This window comes from Dyadobacter crusticola DSM 16708 (genome assembly GCF_000701505.1).
Lineage (GTDB): Bacteria > Bacteroidota > Bacteroidia > Cytophagales > Spirosomataceae > Dyadobacter > Dyadobacter crusticola.
Genome location: NZ_JNJB01000008.1, coordinates 109775 through 128624 on the forward strand (window position 1 = coordinate 109775; position 18850 = coordinate 128624).

The window sequence follows — 18850 nt, forward strand, 5'->3', positions numbered from 1 at the left end:
TCACAGTAGTGCGGGCGACAGAAAATAATAGTGTCGTACCTTCCCAAATGGCTGACAGACGCCGCAAACAGCTGGTCGAAATGATTGGAATGTATATATCTGCATTCCGTCAGGAATTGCGGCGCGTCCGGCAAGAGGATTTGAGATGTCACATTGCAGAATGCACTTTTGTGACCATCATAAAATGAGAAGTCGAAATGGAAACTAAGCCGGATATCTGGACAAAAACGGGTTTTTCAACGCGGGATAAATACATCTTCCTTTCTGCCTGCGCTGCCGGGCCGATCTGGGTTGCTATGGATTTTTTCGCAAATACAATGGGGATAAACGGTGACGAAGCTGTGGCGGCTGCGTTAACCGCATTTTTCCTGGGCGGCGTATTTACCGGCAGATACCTTGCCGAGCTGGCGACGGTACGGATTAAGAAGCCACAAAAATTATTGCTGGTAACGCTTTTAGTTCTTGTACTCAGCAACATTGGACTGATGGCGCAGTTTGAATTTACCGATGACAGCTCACGGGCGTTCAATGTGCTGCTGGGTTGGATATTATTTATAACGATCAGTATCACGCTGGGAATGGTTGTTAAACTTCTACGCGCTATCGGCTTCAACGAATTACAGGAAGCCCGGACCCAGGCGGCGCATAGCAAAAGTGAGCTGCATTTACTTCAATCGCAGTTGAGTCCGCATTTTTTGTTTAATACATTAAATAACCTGTACGGGCTCTCCATTACACAACACGAGAAAATCCCGCCTTTACTGCTCAAACTGGCCGATCTGCTGCGTTACTCCGTTTACGATGCCAGCGAAATATTTGTCCCGCTTAAAGATGAGATTGCATATATCAACAACTACATTGAATTTGAAAAGATCAGGATTGGTGAGCGATTGCAACTTGTGACCGATATCGAGCAGGTATCGGATACGGAAATGAAGATTGCACCTATGCTGCTGATCGTATTTATCGAAAATGCATTCAAACATTCCAAAAACACTGCTGATGAGCAGATTTACATTGACATATCTCTTAAAACCTGGAATGGACTGATCCTTTTTGCGGCTAATAATTCACGCGGACAGGCGCCGCAGGAAGTCAGATTATTTGAAAAAAGCAGTGGTTTTGGTTTGCCTAATGTAAAAAAGCGGCTTGAACTGCTTTATCCGAATGCACACGAGCTCACAATCAAAGATGAGCCGGATTCGTACAAGGTTATCCTAAGACTTAATGCACATTAAAATGCAGCAAATCAATTGTCTGATTGTCGACGACGAGCCCATTGCGCGTGATATTCTCAAAACATATTGTGCTCATTTTCCATATCTGCATGTAGCCGGCGCGGTTGGAAACGCGCTGGAAATAAAGCCCATTTTATTTGAACAAAAGATCGATATCCTCTTTCTGGATATCAATATGCCGGTAATGGACGGAGTAACCTTTCTGAAAACTTTAAAAAATCCGCCACAGGTAATCTTCACAACTGCTTACCGCGAATATGCATTGGACGCTTTCGAGCTGTCTGCCTGCGATTATTTACTAAAACCCTTCTCGCTCGAACGCTTTGTCGTGGCGGTTGACAAAGCAATGGAACGCCTGCATTTGAGCAATAACCTCCCTCCGGAACCTCCCGCTCAAAAGGTTGATGATTTCATTTTCATCAAAACCGAAGGTAAGATCTACAAAATTCTCTTCTCCGACCTCCTCTATGCAGAAGCGAGCGGCAACTACACGAAGATCGTGCTCGCAAACGGAACCCTGCTGCCAGCTATGACTTTCTCCAACTTCGAAGAAATGCTACCGAAAGCTTCCTTCATCAGAATTCACCGGTCCTTCATTGTCAATAAATCAAAAATCAGCCACATTGAAGGCAACCGCATTTTTTTGAACAATGCCGAGCTGCCGATAGGTACAAATTATCGTGAGAACTTGCTGCGTGAGCTTGGATTGAACGGGTAAGTGCAAGCATTTTTTTCTGTACAGAATGTCCATTCTGACGTATTCCTAACATTTTAAAATTGTGTGGAAAGCTGCTATCAAATTTGGACTAACTGCCTCAGGCCAAATAATCATTTTACCTTTTGAAATAGCTTAAAACAATCTACTTCTCGTGTTTTATTATACTATTTCAAGAAATTTTAGTTTTTTGTTTTTATGTGAACAAATCCTGTATGTTTGTGTTGTTAAATACACATTATTCATTAACATACTTTATTTCAATTAGTTATAAAATGTCATACATAGAGCCAGCTCCCATTAAGGACAAAGAAAATCCTTTGGAGTCAATGATGCAGCGTTTTGATAAAGCAGTGGAAATTCTAGGAATATCCGAAGAAATGTACCACATATTAAAAGTCCCACGCAAGCAGGTAATCGTTGGTTTGCCAGTTACAATGGACTCCGGTGAGATCCGGACTTTTGAAGGTTACCGTGTGATCCATTCTACTATTCTGGGACCAAGCAAAGGCGGTATTCGTTTTGATCCGGATGTAAATCTCGACGAAGTGCGCGCGCTGGCTGCGTGGATGACTTGGAAATGCGCCGTTGTTGACATTCCTTACGGAGGCGCAAAAGGCGGTGTTGCATGTAACCCGCGCGAAATGTCCGCAGGCGAGATCGAACGTTTGATGCGGGCTTACACAACTGCATTACTTGACGTTTTCGGACCGGACCAGGACATTCCGGCTCCTGATATGGGAACTGGTCCGCGGGAAATGGCGTGGCTGATGGACGAATATTCCAAGTCAAAAGGAATGACAGTCCCGGCAGTGGTAACAGGAAAACCGCTCGTACTTGGCGGCTCACTGGGACGCACCGAGGCGACCGGCCGCGGCGTAATGGTATCTGCGCTTGCCGGAATGGAGAAATTGCGCATTAATCCTTACCGCGCCACCGCAGCTGTGCAGGGATTTGGAAATGTAGGTTCGCACGCGGCCGCACTACTGCGCGACCGTGGCGTGGCCATTCATGCGGTCAGCGATATTTCCGGCGCCTATTATAACGACAAAGGAATTGATATCGCCGCTGCAATGGCTTACCGCGACAGCAACAAAGGCTCGCTGGAAGGTTTTGCCGGAGCCGAGCTGATTCCGGGCGATGAACTGCTTACCCTGCCAGTGGATGTGCTGGTACCTGCCGCCAAAGAAGACGTAATCACACGCAAGAACGTTTCTGGCATTCAGGCCAAAATGATCGTGGAAGGCGCTAATGGACCCACTTCTTCCAAAGCTGATGATATTATCAATGAAAAAGGGATTATGGTGGTACCGGATATCCTTGCCAATGCAGGCGGCGTGACTGTCTCCTATTTCGAATGGGTTCAAAATCGCATTGGTTACAAATGGACGCTCGAAAGAATCAACCGCCGCACAGACCGGATCATGAAAGATTCGTTTGACAAAGTCTACGAAATTTCCCAAAAACACAAAGTATCCCTCCGCATCGCCGCATACATTGTAGCGATCGACAAGGTTTCAAGTACTTATAAGTTCAGAGGGGGATTCTAAAGGGGGGTTTAGGGGATAAAAGTTGTTCGAGATTGTTCGGTGTTGTTGGCAATTGTTTGTCTACAATACCAACAATTTCGAACAACACCAAACAACCTTCCGAACATTACCCCAACATTAACAAACCTTCCCGCAGGGCCGAAATACCTGCTTCTTAAAGCTGGAAATGTTAACTTTAAGGCAACAAAGCAGCTCAGTATGTCATTAAGTCCGCGTTTTATCGCATTCATTTTAGCGTTCCTTATCTCGCTTATAACCACCACCTTTCTTGCGTTTGTGGACGGTGTTTCGAAGGGTATGTTGTTCGTAGTGGCGATTGCCTCATTTATTTCCTCCTTCTTCCTTGTATTGTATGCGGTTGACATCCTTGTTTTTAGGGAAGTAAACAAAATGTACCGCACGATACACAAGCTGAAAATGCGCGATTTCAATATGGCGCCGCGCAAAAAGCTGATCCAGGAATCAAATCCGCTGAAAACGATCAACGATGAAATTTTTGTTTACGTAACCAAAAAACAAAAGGAGATCGACGAGCTGAAAAAGCTGGAATTGTTCAGAAGGGAGTTTCTAGCCGATGTTTCTCACGAATTTAAAACACCGATTTTCGCCGCCCAGGGATTTATCCATACATTGCTCGACGGGGCAATGGAAGACGAAAATGTGCGTGAGCGGTTTCTGAGAAAAGCCGCCAACAATCTCGACAGTCTGGATGTGCTGGTAAAAGACCTGCTGGTTTTATCACAAATGGAAACCGGCGACATCAAGATGAACCTGCTACCCACCGACATTCGCCAGATGACAATCAACATTTTCGGCCGGCTGGAACATATAGCAAAATCCAAGAATGTAGCACTGAAAGTAAAACCCGACGAGCTGCCCGAAGTATGGGTAATGGCCGACGCCGACCGGATGGAGCAGGTAATGCTCAACCTGATCGAGAATGCGATCAAGTACGGGAATGAAGGCGGGAAAGTTACCGTGCATTTCAGTGAGGGCAAAAAATACATGGAAGTGGCGGTAAGAGATACCGGTCCTGGTATTCCACATGAACATTTGAACCGTATATTTGAGCGTTTCTATCGGGTAGATAAAAGCCGGAGCAAGGAGATCGGCGGTACCGGTTTGGGACTGGCGATTGTAAAGCACATCCTGAATGCACATGATACCAAAATCGCAGTCATGTCGAAACCCGATAAGGGAACAACTTTCTCATTTAAACTTGAAAAAGCCTTCGGTACTACACACGCCGAAGCCGGTGAAGAGGAGATTGCAACGCAGGTGAATTCTTAACATTTCAAATCCATAAACCAACAAGCATGTTTGTACATAACGTATTTTTCTGGCTGAAAGAAAAAGATAATGCAGCTGCCCGCGAGCAACTGCTGGCAGGTATTAAGTCTCTGGAAGCAATTGAATCTATTGAATCCGCTTACATCGGAACCCCGGCCGCTACCCGCCGTCCGGTGATTGACGCCACTTATGATTTTGCCGAAGTCCTCGTTTTTGCTGACGAAGCTGCACACGACGTGTACCAGGTTCACCCGCTCCACAAGAAGTTTGTAGAAGAGAACTCGCACCTCTGGGAGCGCGTGCTTATCTACGATGTAGAGGCATAAGAGAATGCAAACATTTGTTAACAAGTTATCCACAGTAACGATGTGGATAACTTGTTAACAAATCCACATTAATCGCATTTACAATACATTGACCTGCATTTACGAGTTATCTACACTGTGGATAACTCCCCTTCGTCCATCCTCCCTTCCTCCATTACTCCCAAAGAGAGGCACTATTATTCCCGCCAGATCGTTTTATAAACATCACGAAAACGAATTCAGGCCATGAAGACAAATAGATTTCTGCTGCCGGTTATCGTAACGATTTTCGCAGCAATCAGTATTTCATCGTGTACATACAGGTCAGCGTATAATCCTGGTTATGATTACGGTTACAGGTACCACAGACACTATTATGCGCCGCCTCCACCACCCAGGGTTATCGTAGTTAAACCAGCACCACGTCGAGTTATACGGGCTGACCGTTACCATTCCAGCAGGAGCTACGACCGGAATTACAGACGTCAATACAACCGCGGCAACCATTACGGGCATGGAAATCGCAGCAGCCGTGGTCCAAGATAATACACCAGACTTCTCGTATCAGATAAGAAAAGGACGATCGCTGTGATCGTCCTTTTTGTTGCTAGTAAAGAATGGATCACCTTGTTTTTATCAAAGTACTTGCATAATCAACCTTTCGAGTTTTTGTTTGTAAAATTTTATATCGCAAAGCGACTTACTTACAAATGCTTGTTTTCGCCATTCTCGCCTATTTATTGGCAAATCTCGGAATCGGGCTGTGGGCTTCCCGGCGTATTTCAACTACGCAGGACTTTGTACTGGCAGGCAGGCGGCTGCCGCTGGTGCTGGCAGCTTCGGCTACTTTCGCGACCTGGTTTGGCTCCGAAACAATCATGGGCGCGCCAAATGAGTTTGTAAAGCACGGTTTGCTCGGCGTTATAGAGGACCCTTTTGGTGCAGCGCTTTGCCTGCTGCTGGTCGGATTGTTTTTCGCGCGCCGCTTTTATGAAATGAACATTATCACGTTTTGTGATTTTTTCAAAATACGGTACGGAAGAAAAGCAGAGCTGTTATCCGCCATCCTGATTATTCCCTCCTATTTCAGCTGGATTGCCGCGCAGTTGCTGGCAATGGGATTTGTATTGAATGTAGTGCTGGGCTGGCCGCTTACCACCTGCATTATTGGCAGCTCTTTCGTTGTGATCATTTATACGATCTGGGGCGGAATGTGGTCCGTATCGATCACGGACTTCTTTCAAACGATCATGATCATTTGCGGACTGATCGCCGTGGCGGTTGTGCTCTATCAGAAGGTTGGCGGCTTTCAGCCGTTGATCAATGCAGTTCCCGAAGGATTTTTCAGGATATATCCGGAGTTTACTTTCAAAGGCTACGTGGAGTACTTTGCTGCCTGGATCACGATCGGGCTCGGTTCTATTCCTCAGCAGGATGTTTTTCAAAGGGTTATGTCAGCAAAAACAGCGAAAATTTCTGTTCAAGCCACATTACTTTCTTCGCTCATGTACGTCACAGTTGCGCTGGTCCCGTTATTTATTGGTTTATGCGGCAATTATCTTTATCCCGGGGGCGACACGAATGATCAGCTGGTTATCCCCAAAATGGTATTAAAACACATGGGACTTCCATTGCAGATTGTGTTCTTCGGCGCACTGGTGTCCGCTATCCTGAGCACCACCAGCAGCGCGATTATGGCACCGGCGGTAGTTTTGGGAGAGAATATTTTTAAGTTTTTCAAACCGGAACTGACGGACAGGGAGCTGCTTAGGATTATCCGCGTGGGAATTGTTGTGATCACTTCGATTTGCATTGTCCTCGCTGTGACGCGTGAAAGTATCTTCGAGCTCGTCGCTGAATCTTCCGCTTTTAGCCTGGTCTGCCTGTTTGTTCCGCTCGCCGCGGGAGTATACTGGAAAGCCACCAACGAAATGGGTTGCCTGCTGTCAATGGTAGCCGGACTAGTCGTCTGGATTACCTGTGAGTTTCTGAACACCGAATACCCCGCGCTGATATACGGTTTGCTGGCCAGTTTGCTGGGAATGATACTGGGTATAATCCTCGAAAGACTATACCCAGATCAGCTTTGGCTGCGTGCTAAATAATGAACTTCGCGACACCGCCGTCCACTTTCAGCGCCGATCCGTTAGTGCCGGAAGATAATGGGCTCGCCACGTAAGTTACGAGGTTAGCAATTTCTTCCACGGTTGCAAATCTTTGCAGCAACGACGTTGGACGTGCTGTCTTGAAGAAGTCAGTTTCAGCCTCCTCCGGCGATTGGTTGTTTGCCTCACCAAGCTGTTTTACGAAATCGGCCACACCTTCGGACTTTGTGGGGCCTGGCATAACCGTATTCACAGTCACATTGGTACCTTTTGTCAGCTCAGCAAGCCCGCGACTGACGGCGAGCTGCGCCGTTTTAGTTGTTCCGTAATGGATCATTTCTTCCGGAATATTCACCGCAGATTCACTGGAAATAAAGATGATGCGACCCCAGTTTTTAGCAAGCATTTGAGGCAGAAAGTGACGCGACAGCCTCACACCGCTCATTACATTCACCTCAAAAAACCTAAACCAATCCTCATCTGTAATATCGGTAAATGGTTTTGGTTCAAAAATCCCTGCATTGTTCACCAGAATATCTATTTCAGGTAAGTTTTCCAGCAGCGCCTGTATTTGTTGCGCATTAGAGAAATCAGCTGCGATACCGGATATCGAAGCACCGGGGAAAGCCGCTTGCAGTTTTTGCGACTACCTCATTTACTTTTCCTTCCGAGCGCCCATTGATGATCACACTCGCGCCTTCTTTGGCGAGGCTACTTGCAATTGCATACCCTATTCCCTGCGTCGAACCGCTGACGAACGCAGTCTTTCCGTTAAGTTGTAAATCCATAATTTTTTAGTATTATTCAAAGAAAAACCGCCCTGCCCGGCAACTATAAAGCAGTCCGGGTACATAGAGGCGATTTGATAACAACCTATACCAAGAAAATGTCCGCATGAAAAAACTTTATCTTCTCCTCTTTCTGCTTTTTCCAGTGATTTCTTACGCGCAAGAGCCAAGAATCCTGATTGTTACCGCACATCCTGACGATGAAACGATGTTTCCGGTCACTGTTTTCAAAACTACCCGCGAACTGAAAGGTTCTGCTGATCTTGCATTGATCACCGACGCTTCCGGCGGCTACAATGGACTGGTTGCTTCCAGCTACTATGGATTGAATATGGTCGACTCAGTTACCGGAAGGAAGCATTTGCCATTGATCCGGAAAAAGGAGATCATGGCTTCGGGCGAGATCCTGGGCATTGGCAACTTCTTCTTCTTCGATCAGCGCGATGATTACTATAACAAGGACGAAAAACCTTATCTCGAAGGTAAAAACTGGGATATCAAATACATTGAAAAACGCCTGGACCAGATTCTGCTGCAAGGTAATTACGACTTCATTTTCTGTTTGATCCCGCACGAGGGGCAGCATGCACATCACAAAACCGCCTCAATCAGCGCGATTCGCGCAGTGCAACGATTTAAAGGCGCTAAAAAGCCGATTGTACTGGGAGCACAATCCCAGAATAAAGGATATACATTCAAATTCTCGGGGCTGGCAGGTTATCCCGAAACAAATATCTTGTCCGGTGCGCCAGTTTTCGAGTTCGACAGGTCTGCGAGCTTTGGAGAAGATAATAAACACAGCTACATGATAGTCGCTGACTGGGTTAAAGCTGCGCATAAATCTCAGAGCGGCGATATGAACCAGGCAATGCACCGTGGCGACCTGGAAACATTCTGGTATTTTTCAATAAACGGAGATGCCGGCGTTGCGAAAACCAAAGCATTCTTCGACGCCATCAACAATGCCGGTTTTTCTAAAAAGTGACATCAGCGTGCCCGCATTGCCATAAACAAGGAGCTGCCGAAAGGAGCCTTACCCAGCAGTGCAGACTCCGTTTTGGTGACAGTACGCAGAATGGAATTGATCAGATCACCCGGATATTTGACATCAGAATCAACTTCATCGACATTGATTGCCTTCGATTTGATCTGGTACTTCTGCCATTGACGCACAGCCAGAATAGGTAAGGAAAGCAGAAAAGGCCAGTAGGTATTGTGCGCAATTTTCAATCCGGCAGCTTTGCTGTATTTTTCGAAATCAGAGATTGTAAATCTCCGCTGGCTTCCTACTGCCAGGTCGTGAATGCCTGAAAAAGCCTCAAATGCGTGAATATTGATCAGTACAAGTCCATTTACCCGCAACCGTGACCTGAAATTTTGCAATGCATTGACAATCTCTTCATCCGAAAGAAAATACAGCGCATCGTTGCAGCATATCACGTCAAATGTTTCGCCTGGTTGAAACGAATGCACATTTCTTAAATCTCCGAAACTTACATTCAGCTTTCGCTCGCCTGCAAAGTCGATCGCGTGCCGGGAATAGTCAAAACCTGTTAAATCATGGTAACCATTTTCTCGCAAAAACGACAGCAGTCCGCCGGTACCACAAGCCGCATCAAGGATTTCTACCGACTTATTCTCTTGGCCAAATTGCTTTTGAATCTGGCTTAAAACGCGCCCATGTAAGATCTGGTACCACCAAAGCTGCTTTTCAACTTCATACATGCGCTGATATTCCAGGCGGTTATCGATCATACCGGCTCCTCGCTGTTATATTTGATCACGTACTGCGGCTGCCCGCTTTGTGCCATGAAGCTCTTACCTATATATTCTCCCAAAACACTCAGCAGCGTGCATTGTATCCCGCCGATGAAGATGAAAGTCGCGGTGACTACCTGCCAGCCTTTCGGGTCAGGCCCGATCAGCCATTGAATGGTCAGAAACAATAAAAGGAAGAAACCTAATGCAAATAACCCAACCCCGATGGGCATAAAAAGCCGGATCGGAAGGGATGAATAACAAAACAGGATATTCAGGAAAAGTGAAATGAGCTTTTGCCAGTTGTAGTTAGAAACGCCTTCCTCCCGCTTTAAATGCGCTACCTGCACAGTCCCGATGTTCCGGGTAATCCTGAAAATCAGTCCGTCAATGTAGGGATATGGACCCTGGTACTTGATAATTTCCCGCACGACTTCTCGCCGGATCAGCTTGAAGCTCGACAGGTAAAGATCCTTGGGTTTGTTGAGCAAATAGCTGGTCAGCCAGTTCACCAACCTGCTTCCCAGGTTACGGCTCATCGAATGCTGTTTTTTAGAATAATAGGTATAAACGACATCGTGATTCCCGTTTTCAGCTACCTCTATCAATTTCAATATCTCTTCCGGCGGGTTCTGAAAATCGTCGTCGATCATGACGCAATATTCTCCGTAAGCCCAGTTGAGCCCACACATCACTGCATTGAACTCCCCATAATTACGGCGAAGCGAAATGAACCGCACGTTGGTAAATGCATCAGCAAGCTGCAGGCAGACTGCTTCTGACTTGTCCCGGCTGCAATCATTGACCAAAACAATCTCAAAAGTGACCTCAGAAAGTGCCTGTTGCAATTTATCCACCAGCGGCCTCAGGGTTTTCTCGCTGTTGTACACTGGAATAATAACAGACAATTTCATAAATGGAACGTGAATTGATTGATAGTTTCGATGATGTAAGTTACCTCGTCCTCTTTGAGTACAGGATTAAGCGGCAAGCTGATTACCTCACGGTGAATTTGCTCGGTAATGGGAAAACTCAGATGGTTTAAAGACTCATAAGCCTGCTGTTTGTGGATCGGCAAGGGATAATGAACGTTGGTCTGTATATTTTTTGAATCCAGGTACGAAATCAATGCCTGCCGCTGCCGGTGCCGTACTACAAACAAATGCCAGGAATCTTCCTGGATGCGGTCTGCCGGAGGCAGGGTAAGACCTTCCAAATTGATTTCTTCCAGGTACCTTTTAGCGATCTGCCGCCTTGTTGTATTTTCTGCATCCAGATAAGGCAGCTTCACGTTGAGGATAGCGGCCTGCATTTCGTCCAGTCGGCTGTTCACGCCTTGATAATCATTCTTATAGCGTTGCAAAGACCCGTAATTGCGCAGGTACCTGATCTTTTCGGCAAGATTTGCGTCTGACGTTACTACTGCGCCGGCATCGCCCAGAGCGCCCAAATTTTTAGTAGGATAAAAACTGAATGCAGTTGCGTGCGCTATCCCGCCCGATTTTTTATGCTGATAATAAGTACCGTGAGCCTGGGCTGCGTCGGTAATCACTTTCAGGTTATACTTTTCGGCCAGTTGCATGATCGGGTCCATTTCACAGCTTCTTCCGTAGAGGTCAACTGTGATGATCGCCTTTGTCTCTGAAGTTATTGCCGCTTCGATCAAAGCTGGATCCAGCAACATAGTCTGCCAGTCGGGCTCCACGAAAACAGGTTTCAGGTGAAGGTAGCTGAGCGGCAATACAGACGCGATGTAAGTATTGGCAGGGACGATTACCTCACTGCCAGGCGGAAAATCGAAACCTTTCAATATCAGTGTAATGGCATCCAGCCCGTTTGCTACTCCTACGCAATGCTGCGCTTCGCAATAACCGGCAAAAGCTTCTTCAAATGCTTTAAGCTCATTGCCAAGAATATACCAGCCAGACCTGATCACGCGCAAGGAGGCCTCTTCAATCGCTTTGATATAAGGCGCATTGACCAGGTTTAAGTCCAGGAAAGGGATCATTGGGTGAGCAGCTGTTTCAGAACGTAGGGTTCGTCGATATAATCCGCCTTGTCGTAGTACTCGTTGGAAAGCACCAGCAGAATCGCGTCGGCAGAGAATGTATCCATGGTGTGCCAATCCCGGGGTTCGAGGATGAGGCAGGTAGAAGGATTATCCAGCGTGAAATATTCCTCCGTTTCCCCGTTGTTGGAGTACACCCGGCAGCTTCCGTGAATGCAGATCAACGCATTCCAGGTTTTATGGTGCCTGTGCCCGCCACGTGCTGAGTCTCCCGTACCATAGATATAGAACACGCGCTTAATAGTCCCGGGGATAATCTTCTCGAAGACGGTCAGATTACCCGAATCGGTATTGAAAGTATCTAAAGTAATTAATACCGGCATATAAAATCTCCTGTTAGGAAGCGGCTTACGCCATTTGAGTTTGTATAGCGAAAAACAAGACCAAGGCTCACGCTCCCTTGAAAATACAAAAATATTCCTGACATAAAAAAGACGGTGAGCGGACGGACTTGGTGGATTATTTTATAACGATTTGGTTACAAGTCCAAGACAACAAAAGCCCGGACATTCTTAATAGATTCTTAATCAAATGTTTACAAATATTAAACAATCAAAAGATCAAGTGAAAAAATTCCACCCGAACGTATGATCTAAGTACATCAAGACTTTTACAGGCAGCGGTTCCAGCCAGAGAATCCTATTATAGCCCATGTAAAACACCTGCAAATGAGTCACACAAATGATCGCGGCAAAGAATAAAATCAATCGCATTGATCTTGCAGAGGCTGTTTGATAAAGAATGAAAAAGGAAAGCAGCACGAATGGAAACCCGTAAGCCAATGCCCGGTCCAGATCGTGTACGTAAATCCCGGTAGCAACAAGTACTGCAAAGCCGACCATCAGTGCGGCGAGCAGCCAATAGCGCTCTGTCAGCCACAATGCAAGAAATGCAGCCAGCATAATCAGCCAGGTACCTTCGAAAGTAGCCCAGATACTACTCCCAAGTCCATTCCTGTGGGCATTCGCAAACAGCACGGGTGTACCGATCGTAGAATAGCTGTGGTTCGGAAAATATTCGGCTTGCACATAAAACCGGATCGCGAAATACACAACCCAGGAAGCCCACACCACCAGACTTTGTCCTGTAAATACACGCTGCAGCAGTCCGGAAAAGCTAAAATCATGTAATTGATATGCCTGAATAACCATCCAGAAAAGCAGCACATACCCGCCCGCCACCACGGCGCGCTCGTCGGTAAAAAAGGCTGTTTGGAGCGACAGGAAAATGATAAACGGATTCCGGCTCAGCAATGCAACCAGCAGGAAAAAATAGGCAAATCCATCTCCATAACCGTGCACATCCGCGAATGTCCAGACACCGACAAACGTATTTGCAATGGCGAGAATGGAAAGTGCTGCAAGTGCCTTGTCCGCGCAAACTGAGTAGATATAGTCACCAATTTTTTTCAGAAACCAGATTCCGAGTATTGCCTGAATAAGGAGTATGATCAGGATATTTCCATTGGTTAAAAACGACAGCAGCGGGAGAGTCCACCGGAAAATCATGTTTTCCCGCCTCACATCGTAATCCATATCCTTCGGGTGCAGCAGGTCCTGCGCCTGGTTATGGATGAAAACCCAGGCGTCGAGCTTGGTACCATTGTCTCGAAAATGGTCGATCAGGAGTGTATAAGGTGGAAAAGCCAGAAAAAGCGCCAATGCAACAGAGGCAAGTGTGACTTTCCACAACCAGCTACTGCCCGACAGCCGTAATTCAATCCACGAAAAAAACGACTTGTAGAAGTTCTCGAAAAGCATTGGGGTTATGTATACGATCTCAAATATACGGCGATTGAAATCTCACTTCCAACTAGCTTCGATCCGGCTTCCTTCCTCGCTTTCAATGATCCTGAGATAAGTCTGGATTTCCTGCTGCAAATCCTCCACGTGACTGATGATACCAACAATGCGATTTTCTTTGCGGAGCGACTTCAAAGTCTCAAAAACGGTTTGCAATGCATTCTTATCGAGCGAGCCGAAACCTTCGTCCAAAAAGAAAAAGTTGTGCGTCGATTCATTGCGGATATGAATATGGTCGGCCAATGCAAGTGCAAGTGAAAGTGCCGCCTGGAATTTCTGTCCGCCTGACAGCGTTTTCAGCAGCCGCAAATGTCCGCCATTCAATAAATCCCTGATCCAGAAGCTATTCCCTTCACCCAGCTCCAAATGCAGCTGCTGGTGCGTCATCTGGTGAAAACGCGTGTTGGCCGCCTGTATGAGATTTTTCAGGTAGATACTGGAAGCATAGTCCACAAACCCGCTGGAACGGAACAGCTTCGCAAGATCATCCAAATGCTCTTTTCTGAGCTTCAATCGTGCTTTTTCTTTTTCGAGCACCTGCTTTCTGGCCAGATCTTCCTCCATTTTCCGGACCAACCTGTCGAGGCCGCCTTCTTCTTTTTGCTGCGCATTTAGCTTGGCAGTCAAAGTTTGTTTAGCGAGTATAGCGGCTTCATGCTGCTCTGCATTGTATTGCTGCCCGGTATTCTCCTCTAAAAGGTTTTGTAAATCCCGGCTGGTTGTTTCTAGTGCAAACTTAAAAGTCTCAATGGCCTTTCGCTCTGCCTCAATATGAACGGGACTTTTCAGTATTGTTTCAACCTGTAACTCTGAATCAAATTCGTATTTGGCTAGCTGCAAATCAATGCTGTACCGGGTCTCGCTCAGATCCTTTCGATAGCTGTCCAATGCAACCTGCAAAGTCGCCAGACTTCCGGCAAGTACGTTTTTCTCAATTTCAAGCGCGTCGAGCTGCTTTTCGGTTTGTTCAAAGAGCGCAACGACTTCTTTATAGCTCGATTTCAATGCATTTATTTTCTCAAAGATCTTTTGCTCCGGCTCGTTTCTATAATCTGCCAGGTTGACTCTTTCGAGCTGCTCTGTCAATGTTAAAACCGTATTTTCAAGCCTGATTATTTCGTCTTTAAGTATTTGGAGCGGCTTTTCTATTTTCTCGGTTTTTTCCAGGATTTCTGTCTCCAGCTGCATTGCCAGCTTCTTGATAGCCGCTTCTGCGTCACGGATAATTTGCTGACTTTGGGTTACAGTTTCAAAATGCTTTTCAAATGAATCCCGATCTGTTTTATCAAACTTTTCCCAAACAAAAAGTGCGTCGTGCTCCTCTGTCTTTTTCTTGGCCAGGAGCCAGCGTTCCCGGATAGATAACTTCTGTTTTTCGAGCTGATCAATCTGATTAAATAGCTTCTCGACAGCTAGTTGCACCTTGCGGATCGCCCGATCCTTTGCTTCCAGCTGCGCAATGCTTTTATCCACCGCTTCAATGTCTGCATGGAGCGACTGATCGGCATGCAATACCATCGGATGGTGCTCGGAGCCGCAAAGCGGGCAAGGTTCCCCCTCCTCCAAAGCACCCGCATACTGCTGCAATGCAAGCTGCGTATTGATTTTCAGCAACCGGGTTGAAAATGCTTTCCTGCTTTCTTCATTGCTATTCAAGTACTCCTGAACTGCATTTCGGAACGTTTCTATATTTGCTTCGACCGGTAACCCGGGAAGAAATGCAGTTCTTACATGCTCCATTTGCGCATTCAGCGTCGCCTGTTGCATTTCGATCTCTGCTTTCAGATCGTCGGCCTCTTTCTTGATAGCCAGTCTGTTCTCTGCCAGATTATGTGCTGTGACAAACCAGGATTTTACCAGGCTCAACTCCTGGATATCGGTAATCTGCGCCTTTCTCAGTTCGTTTTCGCGTTCACTTTGTGCGATCTTATCCCTGAGCTGCTCAATGTTCCGCTCTTTGCTTTTTAGCTGATCCTCTCCCCGGGCAAGCGCCTCTTTCCGCTTCTCCACTGCCGCCGAATTTTCAAGAATGCGAATCACTTTTTCCAGTTCATCGGCCGTATCCAGCAGTTCTTCCCTCTTTTCGTAACGAGGTTTCAGTTCGTTCAGCGTCGTTTTTTGTTTTTCAACCAAAATGCCCAATTCTTTACTTCTGAGCTGGTTATTCAGAAACTGTTTCTCGTCGCGTTCGATATCGGAGTTCAGCTTTCTTTTTTGGTCAAAAAGCGATTTGAAATGCAACGAGCAGATCTCGTAAATGCGCAGCGCTTCCTCCCGGAGGTGCATTCCAGGCGCCTGTGATTCAAGCTCGGCTTTTTGTTTTTGGAGTAAATCAATCTTTTCAGCTGACGTTCTCAACCTTTGAAAAAGACCTTCTAATTCGGTTTGAAGCAACAGTTCCGCACTCATCTTCCTGATTTCCTCGCGCACCAGCTCCCGCTTTTTCTGTTCTTCACCGATCATTTCCTGGGTCACTTCCCCCAGCCCGGTAAGCTGCCCGTCCAGGTTCGACAATGCGATATCATTCTGCTTGCTGAGCGAACCCACATTCCTGCTCAGATCGTACTTTTCGAGCTGAAAAAGCTCTTTCATCATCCGCGTACGCTCCGCATCCCTGAGCTCGATAAACTCCTGGAAACGTCCCTGCGGAATAATGATCGTGCGCCGGAAATTGTCGTAGCTCAGACCTATTATATCCTCGGCAGACTCATTCTCAGGCAGCGGCACCCAATTTTCATCCGACCAGATATAGCCTCTTCTTTCGAAAGTTTTTACTTCCTTGAAGTTTTTTGTGTTCCTTTTCCCACGAACCGTAAATCGGTAACGGTCGCCTTTTTTCCCTGCAATGCATTCGAAATCGATCAGCAGCTCGTCCGACCGTAGGTTCATCATATTGTAAGTCCTGTCGTCCCCAGACTTGTTAAGCCGCTCTGTATCTCCATACAATGCAAACGTGATTGCTTCCAGGATAGAAGATTTGCCGCTGCCAACTGCACCAAAAATGCCGAAAAGAGAAGCGTCTGTCAAAGGATCGAAATCAATCTCCTGCTCACTCTGGTAAGAATAAAGTCCTTTAACTTTGAGGTATTTGGGGATCATTTTTGGGCTTTCGGCCATCAGCTTTCAGCCGTCGGCTTTTTTATTGAGATATAAATGTTTGTTAATGAAAACTTCGGCTTTCGGTAGTCAGCTTTCGGCCTTTTTTATTTGAATCCCTGTAAGTCAGTTTTATACATTCGTTCAGAAGTTGGCCGGTAAGATTGGATGTCAAAAGCAAGTTATTAGCTGATTGCCGACAGCCAATTGCCGAAAGCCGCCTAAATTCCTTCCAGCAAATCATCCAGATATTCCCTCGTGTTACTTAGTCTCGGCACTTTGTTTTGGCCGCCCAGTTTCTGGCGTTTGCCCATCCATGCGTAGAATGTACCTGCGGGAACGAAGTGGATTACAGGCGGCAGTAGCGCCATATCCTTGTATCTTTTTGCATCATAATCGGAGTTTACCTCACGCAATGCATTGTCGAGCGCCTCACTGAAAAGCTGTTCATTTTCCGGCGCTCTGGTGAATTCGATGATCCATTCGTGACTCCCGCGGGAGCCGTCGCCCATATATACCGGGCCGGCCGTATAATTGGCTACCAGACAGTCTGCCTTCTGAGCCGCTACTTTAATCGCGTGATCTGCATTTTCAACGATTACTTCCTCGCCGAATGCATTGATAAAGTGCTTGGTGCGCCCGCTTACTTTTACCCGGAACGGATAAACGGAAGTAAATTTGACAGTATCCCCGATAAGATAGCGCCACAATCCTGCATTGGTTGAAATGACCATTGCATAGTTTTTTCCTACTTCTACTTCGTCGAGCAACAGTGCTTTTGGATGCTTTTTACCAACTTCTTCTACCGGGACAAATTCGTAAAAAATGCCATAGTCGAGCATCAACAGCATTTCACCCACTCTATTCACATCATCCTGAATAGCAAAAAAACCTTCGGACGCACTGTAAGTTTCAAGATATAAAACCTGGTCCGACGGAAAGTATTTGGTTGTAAAAAGATCTCGGTAAGGTTCGAAGGAAACAGCACCGTGCACAAATACCTCGAAATCCGGCCAGACTTCAAGCATATTCTTCTTGCCGGTCAGTTCAAGTATCTGATCCAGCAGCACGATTGTCCAGGTAGGCACGCCCAGTATGCTCGTTACATTCTCCTGGGAACAAATGGACGCCATTTTTTCCAGTTTGGTTTCCCAGTGGTCCATCAATGCAACTTCAAGCGGCGGAGTGCGCATAAACTCTGCCCAAGAAGGCAGGTTCTGCATAATTACCGCCGAAACGTCACCGATCTGCGTGTAATCGTCAAATGGATTGGCATGCAAAGTACCACCGATCGACAGTCCTTTTCCGTCGAAAACGCGGGTATCCGGACGGTTGTTGATCAGGAGCGTCATCATATCCTTGCCGCCTTCGTAGTGACATTCTTCCAGTGCCTCCGGCGAAACGGGCAGGTATTTGCTGCGCGCATTGGTAGTACCCGAGGACTTGGAGAACCATTCGATCGGCGAAGGCCACATCACATTGGGCTCGCCTCTGAGCACCCGCTCTATGTAGGGATACAAGTCCTCGTAAGTAGATACGGGCACCTGCTCCTGGAATTCTTTCACTGACCTGATCTGGCTGTAATTATACCTGCTCCCCCATTCCGTGTAGCGCGCGGTTTCGATCAGCTCCGAAAAGATGCGTTGCTGGGTTTCGATCGGGTTTTTCATAAACTGCTCTATTCTTTCAAAGCGCCGCTTCAAAAACCAGACAGTCATATCGTTTACCAGCTTCATTGTATTTACTCAGTTTGAAGTGCCAGATGCAGAACCGTAAAAATAACAATAAAAAATGGTGGGAGAACAGTTTTTGAATCTGTTTCCCACCATTCTGTCCCGAAGAATTTTATGATCTGGAGCTGAACTTTCGGTAGATAAAAAGGAGCAAAACTGCGCCTAATATGGCGATTACAAGGCTTCCAAAATTAAACCCATCAACAGTTCCGTAACCCAGTATAGATGAAATCCAGCCGCCGATCACGGCGCCCGCGATACCAATCAGTATGGTGACAATAAAACCGCCGGGATCTTTTCCCGGATGAAGTGCCTTTGCGATAGCACCGGCAACCAGGCCTACAATAATCCACGTTAAAATTCCCATAATGCTTAGTTTAGATAGGTGAATGTGACAGTATG

Annotated in this window: 18 protein-coding genes; 8 read left to right on the forward strand and 10 right to left on the reverse strand. The window is 46.5% G+C overall.

All coding sequences use genetic code 11. The annotated features are described in order from the left end of the window. The first annotated feature begins 197 nt into the window (after positions 1-197). From Q369_RS28355 to Q369_RS0113125, 7 genes are all read left to right on the forward strand, one after another. Positions 198-1238 carry a sensor histidine kinase gene (locus Q369_RS28355; protein WP_051664058.1) on the forward strand — a complete coding sequence of 347 codons (1041 nt, stop codon included), beginning with the start codon at positions 198-200 and terminating at the stop codon, positions 1236-1238. Position 1239: 1 nt separating this feature from the next. Next, complete coding sequence (locus Q369_RS0113105; protein WP_031528264.1) at positions 1240-1956, forward strand: LytR/AlgR family response regulator transcription factor; 717 nt, start codon at positions 1240-1242, stop codon at positions 1954-1956. A 272-nt stretch (positions 1957-2228) separates the two neighbouring features. Beyond that, a complete protein-coding gene (locus Q369_RS0113110) occupies positions 2229-3503 on the forward strand; it encodes a Glu/Leu/Phe/Val family dehydrogenase (protein WP_031528265.1) in 1275 nt (424 codons plus the stop codon). Positions 3504-3701: 198 nt separating this feature from the next. Then, positions 3702-4793, forward strand: a complete 1092-nt coding sequence (locus Q369_RS0113115; RefSeq protein ID WP_031528266.1) for a sensor histidine kinase — start codon at positions 3702-3704, stop codon at positions 4791-4793. A 26-nt stretch (positions 4794-4819) separates the two neighbouring features. After that, complete coding sequence (locus Q369_RS0113120) at positions 4820-5119, forward strand: Dabb family protein (RefSeq protein ID WP_031528267.1); 300 nt, start codon at positions 4820-4822, stop codon at positions 5117-5119. A gap of 225 nt (positions 5120-5344) precedes the next feature. Beyond that, positions 5345-5644: a hypothetical protein gene (locus Q369_RS29015; protein WP_157488169.1), complete on the forward strand. Its 300-nt coding sequence runs from the start codon at positions 5345-5347 to the stop codon at positions 5642-5644. Positions 5645-5808: 164 nt separating this feature from the next. After that, positions 5809-7203 carry a high affinity choline transporter 1 gene (locus Q369_RS0113125; protein WP_031528268.1) on the forward strand — a complete coding sequence of 465 codons (1395 nt, stop codon included), beginning with the start codon at positions 5809-5811 and terminating at the stop codon, positions 7201-7203. Here the strand turns inward: Q369_RS0113125 and Q369_RS27715 are convergent. Both Q369_RS27715 and Q369_RS29480 read right to left on the reverse strand, forming a co-directional pair. After that, on the reverse strand, positions 7196-7840 hold the full coding sequence (locus tag Q369_RS27715; RefSeq protein WP_310589002.1) for an SDR family NAD(P)-dependent oxidoreductase: 645 nt from the start codon (positions 7838-7840) through the stop codon (positions 7196-7198). The two genes, Q369_RS0113125 and Q369_RS27715, sit on opposite strands and share 8 nt — an antisense overlap. Continuing rightward, the gene (locus Q369_RS29480) at positions 7794-7991 is read right to left on the reverse strand and encodes an SDR family NAD(P)-dependent oxidoreductase (protein ID WP_229206829.1); all 198 of its coding nucleotides are present in this window, start codon (positions 7989-7991) and stop codon (positions 7794-7796) included. Before Q369_RS29480 ends, Q369_RS27715 begins: the two co-directional genes overlap by 47 nt. Before the next feature lie 106 nt (positions 7992-8097). Here Q369_RS29480 and Q369_RS0113135 point away from each other — a divergent pair, with 106 nt between their 5' ends. Further along, positions 8098-8976 (forward strand): PIG-L family deacetylase, encoded by an 879-nt coding sequence (locus tag Q369_RS0113135; RefSeq protein WP_031528269.1) that lies wholly within the window; start codon positions 8098-8100, stop codon positions 8974-8976. A 2-nt stretch (positions 8977-8978) separates the two neighbouring features. Here Q369_RS0113135 and Q369_RS0113140 read toward each other — a convergent pair whose 3' ends face one another. From Q369_RS0113140 to Q369_RS0113175, 8 genes are all read right to left on the reverse strand, one after another. Beyond that, positions 8979-9746 carry a class I SAM-dependent methyltransferase gene (locus Q369_RS0113140; protein ID WP_031528270.1) on the reverse strand — a complete coding sequence of 256 codons (768 nt, stop codon included), beginning with the start codon at positions 9744-9746 and terminating at the stop codon, positions 8979-8981. Beyond that, entirely contained in the window at positions 9743-10663 is a 921-nt protein-coding gene (locus tag Q369_RS0113145) for a glycosyltransferase family 2 protein (protein WP_031528271.1), read from the reverse strand. Before Q369_RS0113145 ends, Q369_RS0113140 begins: the two co-directional genes overlap by 4 nt. After that, positions 10660-11757 (reverse strand): DegT/DnrJ/EryC1/StrS family aminotransferase, encoded by a 1098-nt coding sequence (locus Q369_RS0113150; RefSeq protein ID WP_031528272.1) that lies wholly within the window; start codon positions 11755-11757, stop codon positions 10660-10662. Before Q369_RS0113150 ends, Q369_RS0113145 begins: the two co-directional genes overlap by 4 nt. Then, complete coding sequence (locus Q369_RS0113155) at positions 11754-12140, reverse strand: sugar 3,4-ketoisomerase (protein WP_031528273.1); 387 nt, start codon at positions 12138-12140, stop codon at positions 11754-11756. Before Q369_RS0113155 ends, Q369_RS0113150 begins: the two co-directional genes overlap by 4 nt. Positions 12141-12377: 237 nt before the next feature. Continuing rightward, a complete protein-coding gene (locus Q369_RS0113160) occupies positions 12378-13577 on the reverse strand; it encodes a hypothetical protein (RefSeq protein WP_031528274.1) in 1200 nt (399 codons plus the stop codon). A gap of 42 nt (positions 13578-13619) precedes the next feature. Then, the gene (locus Q369_RS0113165) at positions 13620-16718 is read right to left on the reverse strand and encodes an SbcC/MukB-like Walker B domain-containing protein (RefSeq protein ID WP_031528275.1); all 3099 of its coding nucleotides are present in this window, start codon (positions 16716-16718) and stop codon (positions 13620-13622) included. 218 nt (positions 16719-16936) lie between these two features. Beyond that, positions 16937-18451: a GH3 auxin-responsive promoter family protein gene (locus Q369_RS0113170; RefSeq protein WP_031528276.1), complete on the reverse strand. Its 1515-nt coding sequence runs from the start codon at positions 18449-18451 to the stop codon at positions 16937-16939. A 109-nt stretch (positions 18452-18560) separates the two neighbouring features. Then, entirely contained in the window at positions 18561-18815 is a 255-nt protein-coding gene (locus Q369_RS0113175; RefSeq protein WP_031528277.1) for a GlsB/YeaQ/YmgE family stress response membrane protein, read from the reverse strand. Positions 18816-18850: the final 35 nt, after the last annotated feature.